This window comes from Pectobacterium sp. IFB5596 (assembly GCF_021432585.1).
Lineage (GTDB): Bacteria > Pseudomonadota > Gammaproteobacteria > Enterobacterales > Enterobacteriaceae > Pectobacterium > Pectobacterium punjabense.
The window spans coordinates 255,486-278,222 of record NZ_LXFY01000012.1 but is presented as its reverse complement, the minus strand read 5'-3'; the positions used below and the strand labels follow the sequence as shown (position 1 = coordinate 278,222).

The window sequence follows — 22,737 nt, the reverse complement described above, 5'->3', positions numbered from 1 at the left end:
TCTGTGTATTCAGTGAAAAAAATTTTTCTACCGGTGTAAAACCCCGGAAAACAGAGGATAAACGGTATGATGCTGGGTTATTCCGATGAAGCATCCATATTAACAAGAGTTCATGACGGCGCGACGACAGTGCCAGGTCAATACGATATGACTCTAGCTACGATGCCTAATCTGATTTTGTCGGCTATCGCACATTGCTGACGAACGGCGTGAACGTGCTTGGCGCATTGTTCATCTGGCTGTGATAATTTGTGCAATGAATTTCTCAGTGGTTCCACTGTAGTTTTAAAATAAACGGAGATTTATCATGCGCTTTTCACTAAAAGCTCTGGGATGTGCGATGGCGGTATCGCTGGCGCTAACGCCTGTTATGTCAATGGCTTGGGAAAAAGACAAAACATACGCCATCACTATTTTGCATACGAATGACCACCACGGCCATTTCTGGCATAACGATCACGGCGAATATGGTTTGGCGGCACAAAAAACGTTGGTCGACCAGATTCGTCAGGAAGTGGCGAGCAAAGGTGGCAGCGTATTACTACTTTCCGGCGGTGATATTAATACCGGCGTCCCTGAATCTGATTTACAGGATGCAGAGCCTGATTTTCGTGGTATGAACATGGTTGGCTATGATGCGATGGCGCTTGGCAACCACGAATTCGATAATCCACTGTCTGTGCTGCGTCAGCAGGAGAAATGGGCAAAATTCCCGCTATTATCGGCTAACATCTACCAAAAAAGTACTAATCAGCGCTTGTTCAAGCCTTATGCCCTGTTCGACAAACAAGGTGTAAAAATCGCAGTTATCGGCCTGACAACGGATGATACGGCCAAATTAGGCAATCCTGAGTATTTTACCGATATCGAATTCCGTAATCCTTCGGCGGAAGCGAAGCAGGTTGTTGAGCAATTGCGTAAGAGCGAAAAACCGGATGTGATTATTGCCGCTACGCACATGGGGCACTATGACGATGGTAATCACGGCTCTAACGCGCCAGGTGATGTGGAAATGGCGCGTAGCTTACCTGCTGGCTATCTGGACATGATCGTCGGTGGTCACTCGCAGGACCCGGTCTGTATGGCGCAGGAAAATAAAAAACAGGTGGATTATGTGCCGGGTACGCCTTGTGCACCCGATCGCCAGAACGGCACCTGGATTGTTCAGGCGCACGAGTGGGGTAAATATGTCGGTCGTGCTGATTTCACATTCCGTAATGGCGAATTGAAGCTTGAACACTATCAACTGATACCGATCAACCTGAAGAAGAAAGTAGAAAAAGACGGCAAAACCGAACGTGTGTTCTATACGCATGAAATCGCACAGGATTCTGACGTCATGAAAATGCTGACGCCGTTCCAGGAAAAAGGGCAGGCGCAACTAGGTATTAAGATTGGTAGCGTGAAAGGCAAATTGGAAGGCGATCGTAATCAGGTACGTTTCCGTCAGACCAATTTGGCTCGCGTGCTGCTGTCAGCGCAGCTTGAGCGTGCAGAGGCAGATTTTGCCATTATGAGCGGCGGTGGTGTGCGTGATTCGATTGAACCGGGTGATATCACTTATAAAGATGTACTGAAGGTTCAGCCATTTGCGAATACGCTGGTTTATATCGATATGAAAGGCAGTGACGTCGAGAAATATCTGGCTGTTGCCGCCAATAAAAAGGTGGATTCTGGTGCCTATGCACAATTCCTTAACGTCAGCCTGACGGCCGATGGTCAAGGTGTGCAGAACGTGAAAATCAAAGGCGAACCGTTGCAGGCCGATAAAGTTTATCGTATGGCAACGCTGAACTTTAATGCGATGGGGGGCGATGGCTACCCGCGTCTTGATAATCTACCAGGCTATGTGAACACTGGCTTTGTCGATGCGGAAGTGTTGAAGCAGTACATCGAGAAACATTCTCCGCTGGATGCAGAAGCCTATGCACCGAAAGGTGAGATTTTTTATAAGTAATTAATAATAATGGCGGTTTTTGTCTCTTCGCTGGTGGCGAAAACCGCTGTTTTTTCTCTGAGGGATCTTCAAGAAATATGTTTTATTTAGTCCCTTAGCTGTTAAATTGAAATAATATAATTAATTGATGTGACTTGTTAAATTATATTATTTTTTTCTTAATTCGCTTTAAAATAGTTCCCCCGCCAAATAAACGACACTCCTGATGCCTTTTATCAACGGAGTCGTTAGCACCATGAAAGATATTAATATTGAAATCAACGTCTGTGACAGCACAGGTAAATCCACATGTACCGTTCACCCTCCTATCCTGATTAATCCTCACACTTGCTGCCATTCTGATAACGGAAGCGGGCAAGAACCCGGCGTTTCGGGTGTCGCCTCTGTATTCGGACGGACTGGTGTTGTCACTGCCCAGTCTGGAGATTATACGGCCGATCAGATTACCGAAACGGCCACCAGAAAATTTGTCACATCGGATGAAAAAGCAGTCTGGAATGCGAAGCAGGATGAGTTAATTTCTGGCACTACTATCCGTACGCTCTTTGGCCAGTCATTGTTGGGCAGCGGTGATCTTTCACTAACGCCAGCGCAAATGGGGGCAGCCGCGGTAGGACATACACATACCACAGCGGAAATCACCGACTACACGCAAAAAACAAAACAGCTCATCCATTCCTCACTGGAAGCAGGAACAGGCGTGACGCTGAGCTATGACCCTGCGAATGAGAAAACGGTAATTAGCGCTACGGGCGGCGGTTCCGGCAGCGGCAGTTCCGGTTATGTTGTCGCAGACCGACAGGGCGCAACGGCAGGACAAAATCACGTGTTCAGCATTAGCCCACAAAATAAATTTAATCTCGCGGCGTATGCGCTGAAAGAAGAAGCGGGTACGGCAAACCAGACTTATATTGTTGATGAATTTAATGTGTCGAGTGAGCCAAATTACAACGCGACTGGTGCGGTTATTTTTGATGGAAAAATGAAGCTATTTACAGGAAGTTCTTACGATTTAACAGTTAATAGTGATTTTTATTCAACAGAAATTGTTAATAATGGGGAGCCTATTGATATAAAAATACCTTTATCATCAATAGTACCTTCTATGTCATCAAATATCCTTCCTACGGGTTATATTGTATCTCAGGATAGCTATTACGATCCTGCATGGATGGGATGGCTGGCATTTGATGGTGTCGTAACTGGTGATACATCAAGATGGTCAGCAACAAATACGCCAGCTCCGCACTGGCTGTCTATTCAGCTTCCAGTAGTAACAACAGTAGATTCATACTCAATAACTGCTCGGCAGAATATGAATGTGGGTGGAACTCCGATCGATTTTGAGCTTCAGGGAAGCAATGACGGAAAACAATGGAATGTACTGGATAGTAGGTCTGACATCACATTTTCATCAAACGAAGAGAAGAAGTTTAAACTATCAGTGCCGAGTCGTTTTAATCATTACAGATTGTATATAACTCGATATAATACAACGAGAGATGCATGTACAATACAAGAATTGCGATTATTCGGTACCGAATCACGTATGTTGATACGTTCTGGTGGACGGTATTACACATCACACAGTGGAATTATTTCTGAAGTAAAAAAACCGGAATCTGGATTAGATATAGAACTCACTGGGTTCTATGAGTCTGGGGTTATTTCCTCATATGATGTGCAGCGATTAGCGCCATTTGAAATAATATCATCCCATGCGATAAGTGTTACAGTGAATAATTATCCAATCAATCAGATAGCCATTCAAAAATCACTGATGCCCGCCACATGGCCTCAAATCAACTCCGCAACGCTAACGGCAACGCAAACGGGCAACGGCAAAGTACGTGTCGCCGTCACGCGAGATCTGGTGAACTGGCATGTCTTGCGCAATGGGGTATGGGTTGATGTTGGTGCGCTGTCAGTAGATACGGCAGGTGCAACGGCGCTGGTTGCAGACGGTATGACGCCAACTGAGCTAGGCAGTATTACGGCGGCACAGTGGACGCAACTGTTTGCATCCAACAATGGCGTACCGGACTCACTTGCGTTTGCATTCGCACTTGATATCACCGATCCGGTGGCGGATGTCGCGACCATTGACCGGCTGGCGCTGAACGTCAACGATGCGTCTAGCTGGAAAGTGCAATCCCCTGCGGAAGTGGAAATCCGCTGGCGCACCGACAGCGTGACATTCCGCACCGCGACGGCGGGTAATTACAAACTGGCGTATCAGGTTCCGTAATCGCTCACGCTACTCAACTCTTTACTGGCCGCGAATTTCGCGGCCTTCTCTTTTTGATGTAGCCCCATTTTTCTCCAGCCACTCACTGCGTCATTCTAACCGCTTAGCACGCTATTCTGCCGCCTACCCAAATACCTGCTCCACGCGCGTACGCGATGACGTACTGTGCCGCCACTCTCTTCCTTATCTGAAATACGCGATGGCTTGCGTTATCGCACAACGCTTTACCAGGGTTTATTTTTCCACAGCTAACAAAATCAAACGATTGTGATTTTTAATTGAAGGATGTCTTATGAAGAGCAATTCCATTCTTAAACACATCCCCTGGATGATTCTTGGAATCATTGGGGCTGCCTGCCTCGGCGTAGTCGCACTACGTCGCGGTGAGCATGTCAGTGCCTTATGGATTATTGTTGCTTCTGTCGCCGTTTATCTCGTGGCTTATCGATACTACAGCCTGTATATCGCACAAAAAGTCATGCAGTTGGACCCAACCAGAGCAACCCCTGCCGTTGTCAATAACGACGGCCTTAACTACGTGCCGACGAACCGTAACGTGCTGTTCGGGCACCACTTTGCTGCTATCGCCGGTGCAGGTCCGTTGGTCGGGCCGGTACTGGCCGCACAGGTCGGTTACCTGCCTGGCACCTTATGGTTGCTGGCGGGGGTTGTGCTGGCGGGTGCCGTGCAGGACTTCATGGTGCTGTTTATTTCGACCCGTCGTAACGGCGCGTCGTTAGGCGAAATCGTTAAGAAAGAACTTGGTCCAGTACCGGGTACGATTGCGCTGTTCGGCTGCTTCCTTATCATGATCATCATTCTTGCCGTACTGGCGCTGATTGTGGTGAAAGCGCTGGCAGAAAGCCCGTGGGGCGTCTTTACCGTTTGTTCTACGGTGCCGATCGCGCTGTTTATGGGTGTCTACATGCGCTTTATCCGCCCGGGTAAAGTCGGTGAAATCTCGGTGATCGGGATTGTGCTGCTGGTGTTGGCAATCTGGTTTGGTGGTGTTGTTGCACACGACCCGTACTGGGGCCCAGCGCTGACCTTCAAAGATACAACCATCACCTATACGCTTATTGGCTATGCCTTCGTGTCTGCGCTGCTGCCGGTATGGTTGATTCTGGCGCCGCGTGACTATCTGGCGACCTTCCTGAAAATTGGTGTCATCGTCGGTCTGGCAATTGGTATCGTGATCCTGAATCCCGATCTGAAAATGCCAGCGGTAACGCAGTTTGTAGATGGCACTGGTCCAGTCTGGAAAGGTACGCTGTTCCCGTTCCTGTTTATTACGATCGCCTGTGGCGCGGTGTCTGGTTTCCACGCGTTGATTGCTTCCGGTACTACGCCGAAATTGATGGCTAACGAAAACGATGCGCGTTTCATCGGTTACGGTGCCATGCTGATGGAATCTTTCGTGGCGATCATGGCATTGGTTGCGGCGTCTATCATCGAACCAGGTCTATACTTCGCGATGAATACCCCGCCAGCGGCGTTGGGTATTACGATGCCAGATCTGCATAGATTGGGCACGGCGGATGCGCCAATGATTCTGGCGCAGTTACAGGATGTATCCGCACACGCGGCGGCGACCGTTAGCTCCTGGGGCTTCGTGATTTCTCCTGAGCAAATTCTGCAAACGGCGAAAGATATCGGTGAGCCTTCCGTCCTGAACCGTGCAGGCGGTGCACCAACCTTGGCTGTTGGTATCGCACACGTGTTCCACCAGATCATTCCTGGTGCTGACATGGGCTTCTGGTATCACTTCGGTATTCTGTTTGAAGCGCTGTTCATTCTGACGGCATTGGATGCGGGTACGCGTGCTGGCCGCTTCATGTTGCAGGATCTCTTGGGTAACTTCGTTCCATTCCTGAAGAAAACTGACTCGCTGATCGCGGGTATGATCGGCACCGCGGGCTGTGTCGGTCTGTGGGGCTACCTGTTATACCAAGGTGTGGTTGATCCGCTGGGCGGCGTGAAGAGCCTGTGGCCGTTGTTCGGTATCTCTAACCAGATGCTGGCTGCGGTGGCGCTGATTCTGGGTACGGTTATCCTGATTAAGATGAAACGTACACAGTACATTTGGGTCACGCTGGTTCCGGCTATTTGGCTACTGATCTGTACCACTTGGGCGCTGGGTCTGAAACTGTTCAGCGACAACCCACAGTTGGAAGGCTTCTTCTACATGGCGAACATGTTCAAGGGCAAAATTGCAGAAGGTGGTGCGGATCTGAGCGCGCAGCAGATTTCGAATATGAACCATATCGTGACCAATAACTATACCAACGCCGGTCTGAGCATTCTGTTCCTGATCGTGGTGTACAGCATCATCGCGTACGGTATTAAAGCGGCGTTGGCTGCACGTAAAGTCGCTGAACGTACCGATCAGGAAACACCGTATGTTCCGGTTCCTGAAGGTGGCGTGAAAGTTTCTTCCGGTCACTAAGCCACTCGCGCCCGTCAGATTTTGCGAGACCGCTTGCAAGGTTGAACGTGAAAGATGACGGGTACAGATACCCTGTATAATGTATAACGTTATACAGGGTATTTTTTATCTAGCCGCTATTGCAGGCGATGGTCTGGAGGTAATGATGTTTGGCAATCTGGGAAAAGCAGGAAAATATTTGGGCCAGGCGGCGCGTATGCTGGTCGGTATGCCAGATTATGATACCTATGTGCAGCATATGCAGACTAATCATCCCGATAAACCTGCGATGACGTACGAAGAATTCTTCCGCGAACGCCAGCAGGCACGTTACGGCGGAGACGGCAAAGGCGGGATGCGTTGCTGTTAACGACTTGGAATCTGTTATGACTGAACCTTTATCATCTGATGTGGCTAAACCTGTGTATGTCACTATTCTGACCGGGTTTCTCGGTGCAGGAAAAACCACCTTACTACGGCATATCCTGAATGCCGATCACGGTTATAAAATTGCTGTGATTGAAAACGAATTCGGTGAAGTCCCCATCGATAATACATTAATCGGTGAACGTGCTAGCCAGATTACGACGTTGAGCAACGGCTGCATCTGCTGTACACAGTCCAATGAGCTGGCTGATGCGCTGCTCGATCTGGTTGATGGTGTGGATAACGGTACGCTGGATTTTGATCACGTCATCATTGAATGCACCGGTATGGCCGATCCGGGGCCGGTGGCACAGACTTTCTTCTCCCATGACGTTATCTGTGAACGTTTTGTTCTGGACGGAATTATCACGCTAGTGGACGCGGTACATGCGCAGCAACAGCTCGATCAGTTCACTATCGCCCAGTCGCAGATTGGCTATGCTGACCGGATACTGCTAACCAAAACCGACGTGGCAGCCGAAGACGAAACGCTGCTACCGCGTTTGCAGCGCATCAATGCGCGTGCGCCGATCTACCCTGTGGTACATGGTAATATCGATCTGAGCGTGCTGTTTAACATCGACGGTTTTGTTCTTGGCGATAATGTTCTCAGCGATGAACTGGATGTGAAAACGCCGGTATTTCGCTTTGTTGCACCTACGCAGAATAACGTGCAGTCGATAGTTGTGTATCTTGATGATGCCGTTGAGCTTCAGGCTGTTTCCGATGTGATGGAAAACCTGCTGCTACAATTCTCCGATAATCTACTGCGTTATAAAGGTATTCTGGCCATCAACGGTGACGACCGTCGTCTGCTGTTTCAGGGCGTTCAGCGCTTGTATAGCGCAGACTGGGACAGAGAATGGCAGGCTGATGAAGAAAGAAAGAGCGTGCTGGTGTTTATTGGTGTGGATTTACCTGAACAGGAAATCCGTGATGCTTTCGCTCGTCTGACGGCATAACGTTTCTGCCTTTTTGTGCTGGTCATTCAGGCCAGCACTATCATCTCTTCAATCCTATTTTCGTTCTATTCCTGGTTCTGCTTGTGTCGCATTCTGTCTGACGGGGGAGTGCTGATTCTCAGAATGGGAATAGTGCAATTGCCTGAAAAAAATCCTACCTTATTGTAATTATTACAAATAGAGCTAAAACGTGATCGTCCTTCGCTTTTTAATGATGTGTTGGTGATATTTTATTAAAACGATATTTCATTATTCTGCGAGGTTAAGTATGCGTAGTGGTCTTGCTCTGTCATTAATGGCTTCCTGCATCACACTGGGTATTCAAGCTGGTACGGCACAGGCTGCCAGTTCAGTGAAATTCCCGGATAAAATCTGTGACGTCACGCAATACGGGGCTGAAGGCCATCGCCTACAAATCGCGCTAAATACCGAAGCTTTCCAGAAGGCAATTGATGATTGTGCTGCGGCTGGCGGTGGAACGGTACATGTTCCTCGCGGTAACTATCTGGTCGATCCGCTGTTCCTGAAAAGTAACATCCGACTGGATCTGGCAAAAGATGCCACTATCGTCGCGTCGACCGAAGTCGCGGCGTATCGCGCGACGGAAAAAACTAAATACGCTGAAGCGGAAAATGGCTGGCTTCCCTTTATCAGTATTGCCGATGCGCAGAACGTGGCGATTACCGGCGAAGGCACTATTGATGGGCAGGGCGCTGTCTGGTGGGAGCGCTGGCGTGAGAATATTCGTGCGACTGGCAAGAAAGGTGGGACCGATCGTCCCCGTCTGATTTATATCAAAAGCTCCAGCAACGTGCTGGTGGATGGTGTCACACTCACCCATTCCCCTAGCTTCCATATTGTGATGCGTTACTCGCACGATGTGGATGTTAACGGTACGCGGATTCTGTCACCGTGGCATGCGCCGAACACCGATGCTATTGACCCGATTGATAGCCAGAACATCCGCATTACTAATAACTACATTGACTGTAATGACGACCATATTGCGATAAAAGCCGAGAAGCCGGATAGCCGCTTCCCGAATGGTGTCGTGGATAACATCTACATCGCCAACAATATCCTGAAGCAGGGACGCGGCATTTCCATCGGCAGTGAAACGTCTGGCGGCGTGAATAACGTGCTGGTTGAAAACAACCAGTTTGAAGGTTCCATGTACGGTATCCGCATTAAAACCCTGCGTGGTAAAGGCGGCGAAGTGAAAAACATCACTTACCGTAATACCAAAATGGTGGATGTCGAAATCCCGCTGGTCTTTGCCGCTTACTACAAAGCTGCGCCGATTGTGCAGGCTGAGGTAGATAAGATGCTGGCCGAAGGTGGCTTCACGATGGGTGAGCAGATTTACCCACCGGATACCGATCCAGAGCAGCCGTTCGATCAGTACAAGACGCCGCATTTCAGCAATGTGACGATCGAGAATTTGGAATCGGCTGGGAAGACCAAAGCCGCAGCGTACATTATCGGCGTACCGGAAGCGCCACTCAGTGGTTTCCACTTTGATAACGTGCGCATTGATGCGGATAAAGGTATTCGCATAAGGAACGCGGAGCTGCAAACCAAAGGCCTGACGCTAAATGTGAAAGAAGGTCCGGTGATGCAGTTGGATAAAGGGGCGAAAGTCGATCAGTAATCGATTATACCCTAAATAATTCGAGTTTCAGGACAAAACGTTAACGTTTTGAACAGCGCTTGCGCTGACCCCAAAGGGGTGAGGCCACAAGGCCGAATAACGCGGCAAGGGAAGGAGTCCCGATGAGCTTACTCAAGTAAGTGATTCGGGCGAGTGAGTGTAGCCAACGTACATGCAACTTGAAGTATGACGAGTATATGAGGCGGTAGCAGGGGACACACTGGCCGTGGAGTCCTCTGCTATCTGCTTCCTTTACTACCTATCGTCTGGCAGGCTACGCTTGTTTAATCGCAGTAATTAATCATGTTTGGCGATATCAGCAAAGGTGGCACGCAGTAGCCGTGCCAAATCGTTTGCCGATAGTTCAATGTCCAATCCTCGTTTACCGCCGGAGATGAAAATGGTATCGAACTGGCGTGCCGGTTCATCAATCACGGTCGGCAGTAGTTTCTTCTGCCCGAGCGGGCTGATTCCTCCCACCAGATAACCCGTTACACGCTGAGCGATGACCGGATCGGCCATATCGGCCTTTTTAGCAGACAGCGCGCGAGCGACTTTCTTGAGATCCAGCATCCCTGCGACCGGTGTTACGGCCACGGCGAGGTTTTTTGCATCACCATTCAGGGAAACAAGTAGCGTTTTATAAACCTGTTCTTTATTAAGCCCCAGCTTTCTGGCCGCTTCCTCGCCAAAGTTGGTTTCGTCACTGTCGTGGTGGTAGCTGTGTAGCGTAAAGGCGATCTTGTTCTTTTCGAGTAAATTGACTGCGGGTGTCATGACTTCACTATCCTTAAACCCTTTGTGGGCCTTATCTTACGGACGCGGTGGCACGTCATAGTGTGTTCTTTTACTGAGTTTATGAATGGCTACCTTTTAGCAGAGAAGGTAAATTTTCGTCGCCATACAGATGCAGTGCGCCGACGGCCACAATGTAATTTCCAGGTGGTAGCGCCTGAAGCTGTTGTTGCCAGCGGTGGTTACGTTGACCCATCAGCAGGTCGGACATCTCATTGCTGAACGTCGCGGGAATCTCCGGTTTATATTTTCCTGGTCTGCTGTCTAGCCACCAGCCTACCATCGTTTGCAGCAGACGGGCATTAGCGTGCCAGTGTTGAATCGTATCTTCTAGCAGCAACAGGCCACCCTGCGGCAGTTGCTGTAACAGATTGACCTGCGTCTGCTGTCCTTCCAGTTCGATAACCTGAATGCCGTGAGATTTTGCAGCATTAATCAACTGATAATCAATGCCGCAGTCGGGGCGTAAGCCCAGCAGTTGGGCCTGTCTTGCTTGTAGCATCAGCGCGACCTGCCAGCCCGGAAGCGTATTGACCGTGCTCTCATCGAAAGAGAGCGATTCGCAGATTTTTTGCAACTGGCGATAGTTTTCTGGACTGAGGCGCTGTACGAGCGGTGGCTCGGCATCATTCTTACCGAAGGGGGAATGAGAATCAGAGATATCGGCTTCTACGATCAGAGCGGTTGCCTGTCGAAGTTGTTGTAGCAGCGTAGCGGGCAGCGGTGCCATATCTTGGCTGCCCATATGAATGCTGCCGACCAGATGCAACCGTCGTTTGTTAGTGAGTTGAACGTCTATCGCCGGGTAGGCATAAGCTAGCGGTGAAACAAAGCCAAGAAAAGTCGCGATCCTACGCAGCAGTTGCCCCATTGGTTCCGTCTCCTGATGTGTGAACAACTATGCTAAACGCTAGATACGGAACAATACAAGGGGTACCAATCCTAAGGGCGCGGAAGCCTACGTGTTTGGCTACTCACTTCCTATCGATTCTCCCTATGCGTAAAATATTGATGAGTGTGTATTGGTGTGTATAATAAAAGTCAGGTTAGGAGGATACATGAAATCAACCGACCTGATAAAGGAGCTGGCAGCGGCAGGTTGTGAGTGCAAACGGCATAACGGCGGGAGTCACCAAATATGGTGGTCACCTATTACTGGAAAAACGTTTCCAGTGCCGCATCCAAAAAAGGATTTACCACTTGGAACTGTCAAATCCATCAAAAAAATGGCGGGATCTGATCCCCGCCTTTTCGGAGGCAATATGTTTTTTTCAGTCGGTGTAGAAACGCCAAAAGATGATGCTACGGCATATGGGCTGATCGTTCCGGCATTGTGTACTGATGATTACGGTTGCTTCTCTGCGGCGGACAGCCAGCAAGAGATTGCACGCATGGCGCGGGAAGCGATTTTAACCCTTATTGACGAAGCCGTGAGCCGTGGAAATCTGGACATTAGACGACTTAATGACGCTGGACACCTCATCTATGCGGCGATGCCAGATTTTGCGGACTATGATAGTTGGTTCGTGCTGGATATCGATCTATCAGCTTTTGAGGGAAAGCCACAGCGATTGAACATTTCACTTCCCGATACGTTGATACAGCGTATTGATAATCGCGTGCGAGAGCAGCCGGGTACTTATCGCGATCGCAGCCATTTTTTGGCAGAAGCCGCACGCCATGAGCTGGAATGAGCGCGGTTGAATAGGTCTGGTTGCCAGCGATAAATATCGTGACGATGTTCGGCAAAGGAAAACGCGGCGCGTTGTTGAGACGTGCCGCGTTTGCATTACTGGCTTTTAGGCTTAAAGCGCAGCAAGCGGTTGGCGTTGCTGACCACCGTGATAGAGGAGAGCGCCATCGCGGCACCGGCGACGACCGGGCTGAGCAGCGTTCCGGTCAGCGGGTAGAGCACGCCCGCGGCAATCGGTATACCCAGCGAGTTATAGATAAACGCGCCCAGCAGGTTTTGCTTCATGTTGCGCAGCGTGGCATTGGAGAGTGCCAGCGCATCGGCGACACCGTGCAGGCTGTGGCGCATCAGCGTGATAGCGGCGGTCTCAATCGCGATATCACTGCCGCTGCCCATTGCAATGCCGACATCGGCCTGCGCCAGTGCGGGTGCATCGTTGATGCCATCGCCAATCATCGCCACGCGTTTGCCTTGCGCCTGTAGCTTTTTGATAGCCTCTGCTTTGCCGTCTGGCAGCACCCCAGCAATCACCTGATCGATACCGGCTTCTTTAGCAATGCTCCTTGCCGTGAGTGGGTTGTCTCCTGTGAGCATAACTAATTGATAGCCCTGCTGGTGTAGACGTTGCAACGCGCTGACGCTATCCGCTCGCAGTGGATCGTGAATAGAGAATACCGCAATGATGTGACCATTTGCTGCGAGCAACACCGGCGTAATGCCGCGCTGAGCCTGCTCGTTGATCAGCGTTTCACCTTCGGTGATATCGATCTGATGCTGTTTGAGCAGTGCTGGATTCCCCAGCAGTAGATCGACATCCGAGATCTTGCCGCTGATGCCGAGACCGCGCAGCGTGCGGAACTGCTCGACTTGCGCGAGCGTAAGGTTTTCCGCACGTTCAAGAATTGCCTTCGCCAGTGGATGATTAGATCCCTGTTCCAACGACGCTGCCCAGGTTAGCGCCAGTGCTTCCGTGACATCACCGACGGTATGAATCGCTACGACGCGCGGCTGCCCTTCAGTTAGCGTCCCGGTTTTGTCAAACACCAACACATCCAACTTGCTGGCCTGTTGCAAGGCATCGGCATCCCGAACCAGAACGCCAAACTCCGCTGCACGTCCAACGCCGGAAATAATCGACATCGGCGTTGCCAGCCCAAGCGCACAGGGGCAAGCAATAATCAGAACCGTTGTGACGATAATGAGCGTATAGACTATCTGCGGCTGTGGCCCGACAAAGAACCAGATCGCACCGCTGAGAAGCGCGATGGCAACGACGACGGGAACAAACACGGCAGAAATACGATCTGCTAGCTGGCCGATAGCGGGTTTGCTGCTTTGCGCCTGTCTGACCAGCCTGATGATTCGCGACAGGGTAGTTTGGTTGCCGATTGCGTCAGCCCGGAAGAGAACGCTGCCATCGGAAACCAATGTGCCGGCGTGAACGTTGTCGCCAGTTGTTTTAGATTGCGGGATCGGTTCCCCGGTCAGCATGGCTTCATCGACCCACACTTCGCCTTGCAAAATCTCACCGTCGACAGGAATACGATCGCCGGTTGTCAGGCGCAACGTCATGCCGGACTGGACTTCTGACAGCGGAATGGATTTTTCTCCTTCTGCCGTCACGACGCGGGCAGTAGGCGGTGTTAAGTCCAGCAGCCGTTCTAACGCACGTGAAGATCGCTGACGGGCGCGCTGTTCCAGCGCATGACCCAGGTTGATTAAACCAATGATCATCGCGCTTGCTTCGTAGTAAAGATGGCGCGCCGCCATCGGGAAAAGATCCGGCCACAGGTTGACGGTGATAGAGTAAAGCCATGCCGCGCCCGTTCCCAGCGCGACCAGCGTATCCATGGTTGCAGTGCCGTTTTTCAAGCTGCGCCAGGCATTACGGTAAAAATGGCTACCAGCAAACACCATCACCGCCAGCGTCAGAATACCGATGACGAGCCATGGTGTGCGGCTTTCTGGCGTCAGGCTCATGCTGCCGCCCAATACGCCCCACAGCATCAGGGGGACACCAAGCAGCAAACCTAGCGCCGCCTGCCACTGAAAACGTCGAATTGCCTGCTGAGCCGTTTGCTGTTGGCGCGCCCGGCGCGCTTCTTCGTCCTGAATAATTTCCGCGCCATAGCCTGCTTGCTCAACGGCAGCAATCAGCGCCTCAGGCTCAGCGTGACCGCTTACTAACGCGCTGCGTTCGGCCAAATTCACCCGCGCTTGCGTAACGCCGCTGACGTTTTGTAGTGCAGTCTGTACGCGGTTCACGCAACTGGCGCAGCTCATCCCCTGAAGCAGGAGCTGTACGCTGTCGTCATCGCTGGTGGTTCGTGTTGTTATTGCCGGAAGAGTATTCTCGGCCGCTGGCAGCGCTTCCGGCGTTGTCGCTACTTGTGCCAGCGGCTCAGTTTTTGGGTGAGCGCTCTCCTGTACGCTGGCGTGATAGCCGGCTTCTTCAATCGCGCTAATCAGTACCGTGGCCTCAACGTTGCCATACACGGCGGCCTGCTCTGTAGTGACATCCGTTGCCACGACGCCGGGAATGGCTTCCAGCACTTTACGTGTCGCGGCGACGCAGTGATTGCAGCTCAGGCCGGAAAGCTGGAGAGACACATCCGGCGTGGTGGCGAGTTGCGCGTCGTAACCAGCCTGTTCGATAGTGTCGATCAGCGTTTGAGAATCAACGGCTCCGCTGACTCTGGCATACTGTTGGGTGACGTCGGTTTGTTCGACAGCAGGTAGCGCGTCCAGTGCTTTTTTAACGCGTTGAACACAGTGCCCGCAGGTCAGCCCCTGCAAGGACAACACTATGGTTTGTGACATAACAATTTTCTCCCGTGATCACAGCCGGAGGTGAAAGACGTTGACCGGCTATCTGATTTCTACTAGTTATTGAGTAAGGTAAACCTTCTAGCAAGGGGAGGGTCAAGGGGGAAATCATGAATATCAGTGATGTTGCGAAAAAAACCGGTCTTAGCAGTAAAACCATTCGCTTTTATGAAGAGAAAGAACTTCTGACTACGCCGCTGCGTTCTGAAAATGGTTATCGTAGCTACGACGAGCATCATGTCGAAGAGCTAACGCTGCTGCGTCAGGCGCGCCAGGTTGGTTTTAATCTGGAGGAATGCCGGGAACTGGTTACGCTATTTAACGATCCGCTGCGGCGCAGTGCGGATGTCAAAGCGCGAACCTTGCAGAAAGTGCAGGAAATCGAGATGCATATCGAAGAGTTGAAAACAATGCGTGAACAACTGCTGGCGTTGGCCGAACAGTGCCCTGGTGACGGAAGTGCTGAGTGTCCGATCATTAATAATCTGGCGGGCTGCTGTCAGAAAGGGGAGTCGGGCTCCCCTAAATAGTGCGCTCTGTTAGTGCTCAATCGGCCGGACATGCAGTGTGATGCCGTCAACGGCAAACACTTCAACATGCGTGCCGGCAGGCAGTTCCTGCTCTGATTTCACGCGCCAACTGCTATCGCCGATGTTGACCCGGCCAAAGCCGTTAATCACGGGTTCGGTCAGGGTAGCGCGCAGGCCAATCAACTGTTGCCCACGTTGGTTAAGCGTTGACGGTGGGCGCGACAGCGTTCGCTTACGCAGCCAATACCACCAGAGCAACGCCGTAACGATCGTCATGATGGCGAAAATTGTCCCCTGCCATGGCCAGCCCAGCGGCATAACCCACGTGAGTAGCCCAACCAATACGGCGGATAAGCCGCTCCACAGCAGATAACCGCTGGCACCTAGCATTTCGGCGGCTAAAAGCAGACCGCCGAGTGACAGCCAGAACCAGTGTGCATTTTCCATCACCAGTTCAATGCCCATTATTGACCTCGGCTGTCTTTGCTGTCTTTAATCAGCTCGGTGATCCCGCCAATGGCTCCCATCAGGTTACTGGCTTCTAGCGGCATCATGATCACTTTGCTGTTATTGGAGGAGCCAATCTGCTGCAAGGCATCGGTATATTTCTGGGCGACAAAGTAGTTAATTGCCTGAATGTTACCCGCCGCGATGGCCTCAGAGACCATTTTAGTTGCCTGTGCTTCTGCTTCTGCCGCACGTTCACGCGCTTCCGCTTCAAGGAATGCGGACTGGCGTTGGCCTTCCGCCTTCAGAATTTGCGACTGCTTTTCCCCTTCGGCTTTCAGGATAGCGGCCTGACGTACCCCTTCAGCCTCCAGAATATCGGCACGTTTGTTACGTTCCGCTTTCATCTGCGCGTTCATTGCCGCAATCAGTTCTGCTGGCGGACGGACGTCACGGATCTCAATACGCGTGATTTTAATGCCCCACGGATTGGTGGCTTCGTCAACGATGTGCAGCAGGCGAGTATTGATGCTATCGCGCTGGGACAACATTTCGTCCAGCTCCATGGAACCCAGCACGGTACGGAAGTTGGTCATGGTGAGGTTGACGATAGCCTGTTCCAGATTACTGACTTCATAGGCCGCCCGCGCTGGATCGATTACCTGAATAAAGCAGACGGCATCAATCGCTACATTGGCGTTATCGCGTGAGATAATTTCCTGAGAGGGGATGTCTAATACCTGCTCCATCATGTTGATTTTACGACCAACACGATCCATGAAAGGCACGACCAGATTAAGCCCCGGCATCAGCGTTTTGGTGTAGCGGCCAAAACGTTCTACAGTCCATTGGTATCCCTGAGGTACGATTTTGATGCCTGACCAGACGATGATAAGTGCAACAAAGATCAAAACGGGAATGACGGTAAGCATAGTATTAACCTCTATTTATGACTGTTTTTTGAGTGTCCCAGAGAAGATTAGGCGAAAATGTATTGCATGACGATTCTAGCGCCATCCACGGCTAAAACCTATCTTTGACGGCAGCCAGCCCGAGAGAGTCGGACTGGCTGGTTAATTGAGGGGATGCGTTGTCGAGATCAGAGACGAGACGTGGCTGCTGGCAAGCCCGTCAAGAGGCGCTGTGGTGCATTGATGAACTGGGGCGTATCGATAGAATCAGTGAGAATAAAGGTGGAGACGGATGCCGATAGCTGTTGAGCCAGATCTTGCAGCGATTGTGTCGCCGCGGTGGACTGCTCGACCAACGACACATTTTGCTGTGTGGCCATGTCAATTTGCCCGATGGCAATGTTTATCTGGTTGATCCCTTCGCTCTGCTCTCCGCTGGCGCGCGCAATCTCATTCATGATCTGGCCGACGGTTGACGCGTTGTCGACCAGCGCACCGATCGATGATTCTGCGGTTTCCACCATCTCCATACCTTCATGGATTTTATCTACTGAGTTATCAATGAGCACTTTAATCTCTTTGGCGGCTAATGCGCTGCGCTGCGCCAGATTGCGTACCTCACCTGCGACAACGGCAAATCCGCGCCCTTGCTCACCCGCTCTGGCGGCTTCAACAGCGGCGTTCAGCGCCAGAATATTAGTTTGGAATGCAATGCCGTCAATCGTACCGATAATTTCCACCATGCGGCGCGATGAATCGCGAATGTCGCGCATTTTTTCTGTTACCTGTTTCATCGTCGCTGTGCTGTCTTGCATATCCTTCGATGCTTCGGAAGCAAGGGCGTCGGCGCGATGAGTATTTTCAGCCGTATTTTTCAGCGTGGACGTTAACTGCTCCATTGATGAGACGGTTTCTTCCAGCGAACTGGCCTGATGTTCAGTCCGAGCCGATAGATCGCTATTTCCGGCATTCAATTGCGATGTCGCTGTGGAGATCGCGCTGGCACCGTCGCGTACCTGACTGACAATATCTCGTAGGCTGACTGTCATATTGTTTAATTCATTAAGTAATATACCTGCTTCATCTTTCGTCGAGCCTTGCAGAGAATGTGTCAGGTTACCTTTTGCGACATGCTGGGCTAAATGTAATGCCTGCGTTAATGGCGGAATAATGCTACGAATGACGATGCGAGAAATGATAAAGCTAAAGACAATACCAACTACAATAATAAACAGGAGAAATAACCTGGCCGTGTGATATTCATCATGTACCGTTTTTTCCGACTGCGTCATTCTATTATTCGATTCATCAATAAACTGCTCAGCCAGTGATTTCAGCGTCGTGCCAAGCGGCCAGGTTACATTTAACGCCTGTTCACGTAACCCGTCTTTGTTACCTATTTTGGCTTCCTGAAGTAAGTTATCGCTCGATTGGGAAAAGGCCTGATGCGCTTTTTTTAGTTCAGCCAATTTCTCTTGAAGGCCAGGATCATTTACGACCAGTCGCTGTAGTTGATCCAGATTTTCAACCATCTTGCTGCGATGTTTTTTAATCGCTTCAATTGTTGCCTCGTTGTCTTCCGGCTTTTCATTGATAAAAAAAGCGGATTGTTCGACGAAGACGTTATTTATTTCACTAATTAACGTATTGGCGTAAGCCGTGGTGGGATATAGCGTCTGAACTATTTTTTCTACTTGATTATTAAGGCTGGATAAATTAACCGTTGAAATAAAGCCAATAATAGCGACTATTAGCATCCCTGCACCGAATCCGGTGTTTAATCTTGTGCTTATTCTCATGTGATAGGTCCTTTTTTGCTATGTATAGTCAAAATCGTAAAACAAATGTATATCGAGTTGTAATATGATGGTTATTATTTTGGCATGATGTGTCGATATTATTGACTTATTCTGAGTAAAGAAAAAATAACCAAATAAGCGAGCTTATTCAATTAAATAATCTTCAATAGCAAGAACAAAAAATATGAAAGAGATAGGGCTATAGATCCAGTTCGATGTCGCCTTGCGGCATACAGCAGCAGGGGAGGATTTCATCCTGTTGGATACAGGCTAGTGGTGTTTGACGATACGCGACTCTGCCTTTTACCAGACGCAGCCGACAGGAACCGCAATAGCCAGAGCGGCACTGGTATTCAATGCTGACACGGTTGGATTCCAGCACATCCAGCAGGGAAGGGCCATCGTCTGAACAGGAAAACTGCGCACCTGATGTGCGCAGCGTAATAGTTGGATTGCTCATCGATTACAGTTGGAAATCGCTCAGGTCGTCGTCGCTGATTTCTGAATCGATCTGACCGACCAGATAAGAGCTGACTTCGACTTCCTGCGGTGCAACCTGTACGTTATCGGATACCAGCCAGGCGTTAATCCACGGAATGGGGTTAGTACGCGTCTGGAATGGCAGCGGCAGACCTACTGCCTGCATGCGGATGTTGGTGATGTACTCCACGTACTGGCACAGAATATCTTTGTTCAGGCCAATCATCGAACCGTCGCGGAACAGGTATTCAGCCCACTCTTTTTCTTGCTGAGCGGCGAGTACGAACAGGTCATAGCACTCCTGCTGACACTCTTCGGCAATCTGCGCCATTTCAGGGTCGTCATGACCAGAACGCATCAGGTTCAGCATGTGTTGCGTGCCAGTCAGGTGCAGTGCTTCGTCACGGGCGATGAGCTTGATGATTTTGGCATTGCCTTCCATCAGTTCACGTTCTGCAAAAGCAAACGAGCAGGCAAAGCTGACATAGAAACGAATCGCCTCCAATGCGTTAACGCTCATCAGGCAGATATACAGCTGTTTTTTCAGCGTATGTAAATCCACGGTGATGGTTTTACCGTTAACCTGATGTGTCCCTGCGCCCAGAAGATGGTAGTAGCTGGTCATCTCGATCAGTGAATCGTAGTAGCCGGAGATATCCTTGGCACGCTTCAGAATCTCTTCGTTCGTTACGATATCGTCAAATACCAGCGACGGATCGTTCACGATATTACGAATAATATGGGTGTAGGAACGTGAGTGAATGGTTTCCGAGAATGCCCAGGTTTCCACCCAGGTTTCCAGCTCAGGGATAGAGATTAGCGGCAGTAACGCTACGTTTGGGCTACGTCCCTGAATCGAATCCAGCAGCGTCTGGTATTTCAGGTTGCTGATGAAGATGTGTTTTTCATGATCGGGGAGTGCTTGATAGTCGATGCGGTCGCGAGACACATCAACTTCTTCCGGGCGCCAGAAGAAGGACAGCTGTTTTTCGATTAGCTTTTCGAAAATTTCATATTTTTGCTGATCGAAACGTGCAACGTTAACAGACTGGCCGAAGAACATGGGTTCTAGCAACTGGTCATTTTTATTCTGTGAAAAAGTGGTGTAGGCCATTAATCTCTCCAAAAAATGCCGTGAGCATTTTTTAACGCCGCTTGCGGCTGCGGGTAAAACGCCCGCGCTAAAAGGATAAAAGGCTGCATCGCAGCCTTTTATTATTGGCTTAAATCTTACACGCGCCGCCTTCGCAGCCATCGTCCTGTGGCTCTGCCAACAGATCGTCTTGTACGTCTTCAGCGCCGTCACGGGTGTTTTGGTAATACAGCGTTTTAACGCCGAATTTGTAGGCCGTGACCAGATCTTTCAGCAACTGCTTCATTGGCACCCGACCTGACGGGAAGCGTGATGGATCGTAGTTGGTGTTGGAGGAGATCGCCTGATCGACAAATTTCTGCATCAGACCCACCAGTTGCAGGTATCCATCGTTATTTGGCATGTCCCACAGCAGTTCGTAGGCATCTTTCAGCGTTTCGTACTCTGGCACGACTTGGCGCAAAATGCCGTCTTTGGACGCTTTGACACTGATGTGGCCGCGCGGTGGTTCAATACCGTTGGTGGCGTTAGAGATTTGAGACGACGTTTCAGACGGCATCAGCGCAGACAGCGTTGAGTTACGCAGGCCGTACGCTTTAATATCTTTACGCAACGCTTCCCAGTCGAGATGCAGCGGTTCGTTGCAAATCGCGTCCAGATCGCGCTTGTAGGTATCGATCGGTAAAATACCCTGTGAGTAGGTGGTTTCATTGAACCATGGGCAGGCACCTTGCTCACGCGCCAGCACATTCGACGCCTTCAGGAGATAGTATTGGATCGCTTCAAACGTTTTGTGCGTCAGGCCGTTGGCGCTGCCATCGGAGTAACGTACGCCATTTTTCGCCAGATAGTAGGCAAAGTTGATGACGCCAATGCCCAACGTACGACGACCCATCGCACCACGCTCTGCTGCCTTAATCGGGTAATCCTGATAATCCAGCAGGGCATCCAGCGCGCGTACTGCGAGCGTGGCTAAATCTTCCAAATCGTCCAGGCTATTAATCGCGCCGAGGTTAAACGCTGACAGCGTACACAGTGCGATTTCACCGTTTTCATCATTCACATCGTTCAACGGCTTGGTCGGCAACGCGATTTCCAGACACAGGTTGGACTGACGAACCGGCGCAATCACCGGATCGAACGGACTGTGCGTATTGCAGTGGTCAACGTTCTGAATATAGATACGGCCTGTAGAAGCACGTTCCTGCATCATCAGGGAGAACAGTTCAACGGCTTTGATGCGCTGCTTGCGGATGCTGTCATCCTGCTCGTATTTCACATACAGGCGCTCGAACTCATCCTGATCGGCGAAGAACGCGTCGTATAGCCCCGGAACGTCAGATGGGCTGAACAGCGTGATCTCTTCACCTTTTACCAAGCGCTGATACATCAGTTTGTTCAACTGTACGCCGTAATCGAGGTGACGAACGCGGTTGCCTTCTACGCCACGGTTGTTTTTCAACACCAGCAGACTTTCTACTTCCAGATGCCACAGCGGATAGAACAGCGTGGCAGCCCCGCCGCGTACGCCGCCCTGAGAGCAGGATTTCACGGCTGTCTGGAAATGCTTATAGAAAGGGATACAGCCGGTATGGAACGCTTCACCGCCACGGATTGGGCTACCGAGCGCACGGATGTGGCCCGCGTTGATGCCGATACCGGCACGCTGGGAAACATATTTCACGATAGCGCTGGACGTTGCGTTGATGGAATCCAGACTGTCACCGCATTCGATCAGCACGCAGGAACTGAACTGACGTGTCGGGGTGCGCACACCCGCCATGATTGGCGTCGGCAGAGAAATTTTGAACGTGGAAATCGCGTCATAGAAACGTTTAACGTAATCCAGACGGGTTTCACGCGGGTAGCCGGAGAACAGGCAGGCGGCGACCAGAATGTACAGGAACTGGGCGCTTTCGTAGATATCACCGGTCACGCGGTTTTGGACCAGATATTTTCCTTCCAGCTGTTTAACCGCAGCATAGGAGAAATTCATGTCACGCCAGTGATCGATGAAAGCGTCCATCTGAGCGAATTCTTCGGGGCTATAGTCTTCCAGCAGGTGCTTGTCGTATTTACCCAGTTCTACCATGTTGGTGACGTGCGTCAGCAGCGCGGGGGGTTCAAACTGACCGTAGGCTTTCTTGCGCAGATGGAAGATAGCCAGACGCGCGGCCAGGTATTGATAATCTGGGCTTTCGCGGGAGATCAGATCGGCAGCGGCCTTGATGATGGTTTCATGGATATCAGAGGTTTTGATACTGTCGTAAAACTGAATGTGGGAACGCAGTTCCACCTGAGAAACGGAGACATTGTGTAAACCTTCTGCGGCCCAGGTAATGACGCGGTGGATTTTATCCAAATTGATTTTTTCTTTACTGCCATCGCGTTTGGTAACGAGCAAGCTCTGGTTCATGTTGGGATTTACCTGTTGATGAAAATAAAAAAATATCCCCCGTTTATTCACAGAAATTCCTCTGTGACTAACTCTGTG

At 50.5% G+C, this 22,737-nt stretch carries 17 protein-coding genes and 1 pseudogene; 9 read left to right on the top strand and 9 right to left on the bottom strand.

Features of this window, described 5'->3' with window-relative positions; all coding sequences use genetic code 11:
- Positions 1-307 precede the first annotated feature (307 nt).
- From ushA to A6301_RS11000, 6 genes are all read left to right on the top strand, one after another.
- Positions 308-1,957 (top strand): bifunctional UDP-sugar hydrolase/5'-nucleotidase UshA, encoded by a 1,650-nt coding sequence (gene ushA / locus A6301_RS11025; RefSeq protein ID WP_234257781.1) that lies wholly within the window; start codon positions 308-310, stop codon positions 1,955-1,957.
- Between the two features lie 235 nt (positions 1,958-2,192).
- Positions 2,193-4,205: a discoidin domain-containing protein gene (locus A6301_RS11020; protein WP_234257780.1), complete on the top strand. Its 2,013-nt coding sequence runs from the start codon at positions 2,193-2,195 to the stop codon at positions 4,203-4,205.
- Positions 4,206-4,497: 292 nt separating this feature from the next.
- Positions 4,498-6,651 (top strand): carbon starvation CstA family protein, encoded by a 2,154-nt coding sequence (locus A6301_RS11015; protein ID WP_107168379.1) that lies wholly within the window; start codon positions 4,498-4,500, stop codon positions 6,649-6,651.
- A gap of 145 nt (positions 6,652-6,796) precedes the next feature.
- On the top strand, positions 6,797-7,000 hold the full coding sequence (locus tag A6301_RS11010) for a YbdD/YjiX family protein (protein ID WP_005976130.1): 204 nt from the start codon (positions 6,797-6,799) through the stop codon (positions 6,998-7,000).
- A 16-nt stretch (positions 7,001-7,016) separates the two neighbouring features.
- Positions 7,017-8,018 (top strand): GTPase, encoded by a 1,002-nt coding sequence (yjiA, locus tag A6301_RS11005; protein WP_234257779.1) that lies wholly within the window; start codon positions 7,017-7,019, stop codon positions 8,016-8,018.
- Between the two features lie 268 nt (positions 8,019-8,286).
- Entirely contained in the window at positions 8,287-9,669 is a 1,383-nt protein-coding gene (locus A6301_RS11000) for a glycoside hydrolase family 28 protein (protein ID WP_234257778.1), read from the top strand.
- Positions 9,670-9,966: 297 nt separating this feature from the next.
- On the opposite strand, the gene ybaK is transcribed toward A6301_RS11000, so the two are convergent.
- Both ybaK and A6301_RS10990 read right to left on the bottom strand, forming a co-directional pair.
- Positions 9,967-10,446 carry a Cys-tRNA(Pro)/Cys-tRNA(Cys) deacylase YbaK gene (gene ybaK, locus A6301_RS10995; protein WP_107168376.1) on the bottom strand — a complete coding sequence of 160 codons (480 nt, stop codon included), beginning with the start codon at positions 10,444-10,446 and terminating at the stop codon, positions 9,967-9,969.
- A gap of 79 nt (positions 10,447-10,525) precedes the next feature.
- Positions 10,526-11,335, bottom strand: a complete 810-nt coding sequence (locus A6301_RS10990) for a TraB/GumN family protein (protein ID WP_234257777.1) — start codon at positions 11,333-11,335, stop codon at positions 10,526-10,528.
- Positions 11,336-11,522: 187 nt separating this feature from the next.
- On the opposite strand from A6301_RS10990, the pseudogene A6301_RS10985 reads away from it, so the two are divergent.
- A pseudogene (locus tag A6301_RS10985) lies at positions 11,523-11,699 on the top strand (type II toxin-antitoxin system HicA family toxin); the annotation flags it as partial.
- 27 nt (positions 11,700-11,726) lie between these two features.
- Complete coding sequence (locus tag A6301_RS10980) at positions 11,727-12,158, top strand: type II toxin-antitoxin system HicB family antitoxin (RefSeq protein ID WP_107168374.1); 432 nt, start codon at positions 11,727-11,729, stop codon at positions 12,156-12,158.
- A gap of 95 nt (positions 12,159-12,253) precedes the next feature.
- Here the strand turns inward: A6301_RS10980 and copA are convergent, their stop codons facing one another.
- Positions 12,254-14,977 carry a copper-exporting P-type ATPase CopA gene (copA, locus tag A6301_RS10975; protein ID WP_234257776.1) on the bottom strand — a complete coding sequence of 908 codons (2,724 nt, stop codon included), beginning with the start codon at positions 14,975-14,977 and terminating at the stop codon, positions 12,254-12,256.
- Positions 14,978-15,093: 116 nt separating this feature from the next.
- Between copA and cueR the strand changes: the two genes are divergently transcribed.
- A complete protein-coding gene (gene cueR, locus A6301_RS10970) occupies positions 15,094-15,513 on the top strand; it encodes a Cu(I)-responsive transcriptional regulator (protein WP_107168372.1) in 420 nt (139 codons plus the stop codon).
- A gap of 9 nt (positions 15,514-15,522) precedes the next feature.
- Here cueR and A6301_RS10965 read toward each other — a convergent pair whose 3' ends face one another.
- From A6301_RS10965 to nrdA, 6 genes are all read right to left on the bottom strand, one after another.
- A complete protein-coding gene (locus A6301_RS10965) occupies positions 15,523-15,978 on the bottom strand; it encodes an NfeD family protein (RefSeq protein WP_107168371.1) in 456 nt (151 codons plus the stop codon).
- Positions 15,978-16,892: an SPFH domain-containing protein gene (locus tag A6301_RS10960; protein ID WP_107168370.1), complete on the bottom strand. Its 915-nt coding sequence runs from the start codon at positions 16,890-16,892 to the stop codon at positions 15,978-15,980. Before A6301_RS10960 ends, A6301_RS10965 begins: the two co-directional genes overlap by 1 nt.
- 167 nt (positions 16,893-17,059) lie before the next feature.
- Complete coding sequence (locus A6301_RS10955) at positions 17,060-18,670, bottom strand: methyl-accepting chemotaxis protein (protein ID WP_234257775.1); 1,611 nt, start codon at positions 18,668-18,670, stop codon at positions 17,060-17,062.
- Between the two features lie 199 nt (positions 18,671-18,869).
- Positions 18,870-19,130: a class I ribonucleotide reductase maintenance protein YfaE gene (gene yfaE, locus A6301_RS10950; RefSeq protein ID WP_107168368.1), complete on the bottom strand. Its 261-nt coding sequence runs from the start codon at positions 19,128-19,130 to the stop codon at positions 18,870-18,872.
- A 3-nt stretch (positions 19,131-19,133) separates the two neighbouring features.
- A complete protein-coding gene (gene nrdB / locus A6301_RS10945) occupies positions 19,134-20,264 on the bottom strand; it encodes a class Ia ribonucleoside-diphosphate reductase subunit beta (RefSeq protein ID WP_107168367.1) in 1,131 nt (376 codons plus the stop codon).
- Between the two features lie 109 nt (positions 20,265-20,373).
- Positions 20,374-22,659: a class 1a ribonucleoside-diphosphate reductase subunit alpha gene (gene nrdA, locus A6301_RS10940; protein WP_205541547.1), complete on the bottom strand. Its 2,286-nt coding sequence runs from the start codon at positions 22,657-22,659 to the stop codon at positions 20,374-20,376.
- Positions 22,660-22,737 lie beyond the last annotated feature (78 nt).

Excerpts from the sequence above, each read along its gene's own strand:
- A6301_RS11010 (WP_005976130.1), top strand. The coding sequence starts at position 6,797 with ATGTTTGGCAATCTGGGAAAAGCAGGAAAATATTTGGGCCAGGCGGCG.
- A6301_RS11020 (WP_234257780.1), top strand. The coding sequence starts at position 2,193 with ATGAAAGATATTAATATTGAAATCAACGTCTGTGACAGCACAGGTAAA.
- nrdB (WP_107168367.1), bottom strand. The coding sequence starts at position 20,264 with ATGGCCTACACCACTTTTTCACAGAATAAAAATGACCAGTTGCTAGAA.
- cueR (WP_107168372.1), top strand. The coding sequence starts at position 15,094 with ATGAATATCAGTGATGTTGCGAAAAAAACCGGTCTTAGCAGTAAAACC.
- A6301_RS11015 (WP_107168379.1), top strand. The coding sequence starts at position 4,498 with ATGAAGAGCAATTCCATTCTTAAACACATCCCCTGGATGATTCTTGGA.
- yfaE (WP_107168368.1), bottom strand. The coding sequence starts at position 19,130 with ATGAGCAATCCAACTATTACGCTGCGCACATCAGGTGCGCAGTTTTCC.
- yjiA (WP_234257779.1), top strand. The coding sequence starts at position 7,017 with ATGACTGAACCTTTATCATCTGATGTGGCTAAACCTGTGTATGTCACT.
- ushA (WP_234257781.1), top strand. The coding sequence starts at position 308 with ATGCGCTTTTCACTAAAAGCTCTGGGATGTGCGATGGCGGTATCGCTG.
- ybaK (WP_107168376.1), bottom strand. The coding sequence starts at position 10,446 with ATGACACCCGCAGTCAATTTACTCGAAAAGAACAAGATCGCCTTTACG.
- A6301_RS10955 (WP_234257775.1), bottom strand. The coding sequence starts at position 18,670 with ATGAGAATAAGCACAAGATTAAACACCGGATTCGGTGCAGGGATGCTA.
- A6301_RS10965 (WP_107168371.1), bottom strand. The coding sequence starts at position 15,978 with ATGGGCATTGAACTGGTGATGGAAAATGCACACTGGTTCTGGCTGTCA.
- nrdA (WP_205541547.1), bottom strand. The coding sequence starts at position 22,659 with ATGAACCAGAGCTTGCTCGTTACCAAACGCGATGGCAGTAAAGAAAAA.
- A6301_RS10990 (WP_234257777.1), bottom strand. The coding sequence starts at position 11,335 with ATGGGGCAACTGCTGCGTAGGATCGCGACTTTTCTTGGCTTTGTTTCA.
- A6301_RS10980 (WP_107168374.1), top strand. The coding sequence starts at position 11,727 with ATGTTTTTTTCAGTCGGTGTAGAAACGCCAAAAGATGATGCTACGGCA.
- A6301_RS11000 (WP_234257778.1), top strand. The coding sequence starts at position 8,287 with ATGCGTAGTGGTCTTGCTCTGTCATTAATGGCTTCCTGCATCACACTG.
- A6301_RS10960 (WP_107168370.1), bottom strand. The coding sequence starts at position 16,892 with ATGCTTACCGTCATTCCCGTTTTGATCTTTGTTGCACTTATCATCGTC.
- copA (WP_234257776.1), bottom strand. The coding sequence starts at position 14,977 with ATGTCACAAACCATAGTGTTGTCCTTGCAGGGGCTGACCTGCGGGCAC.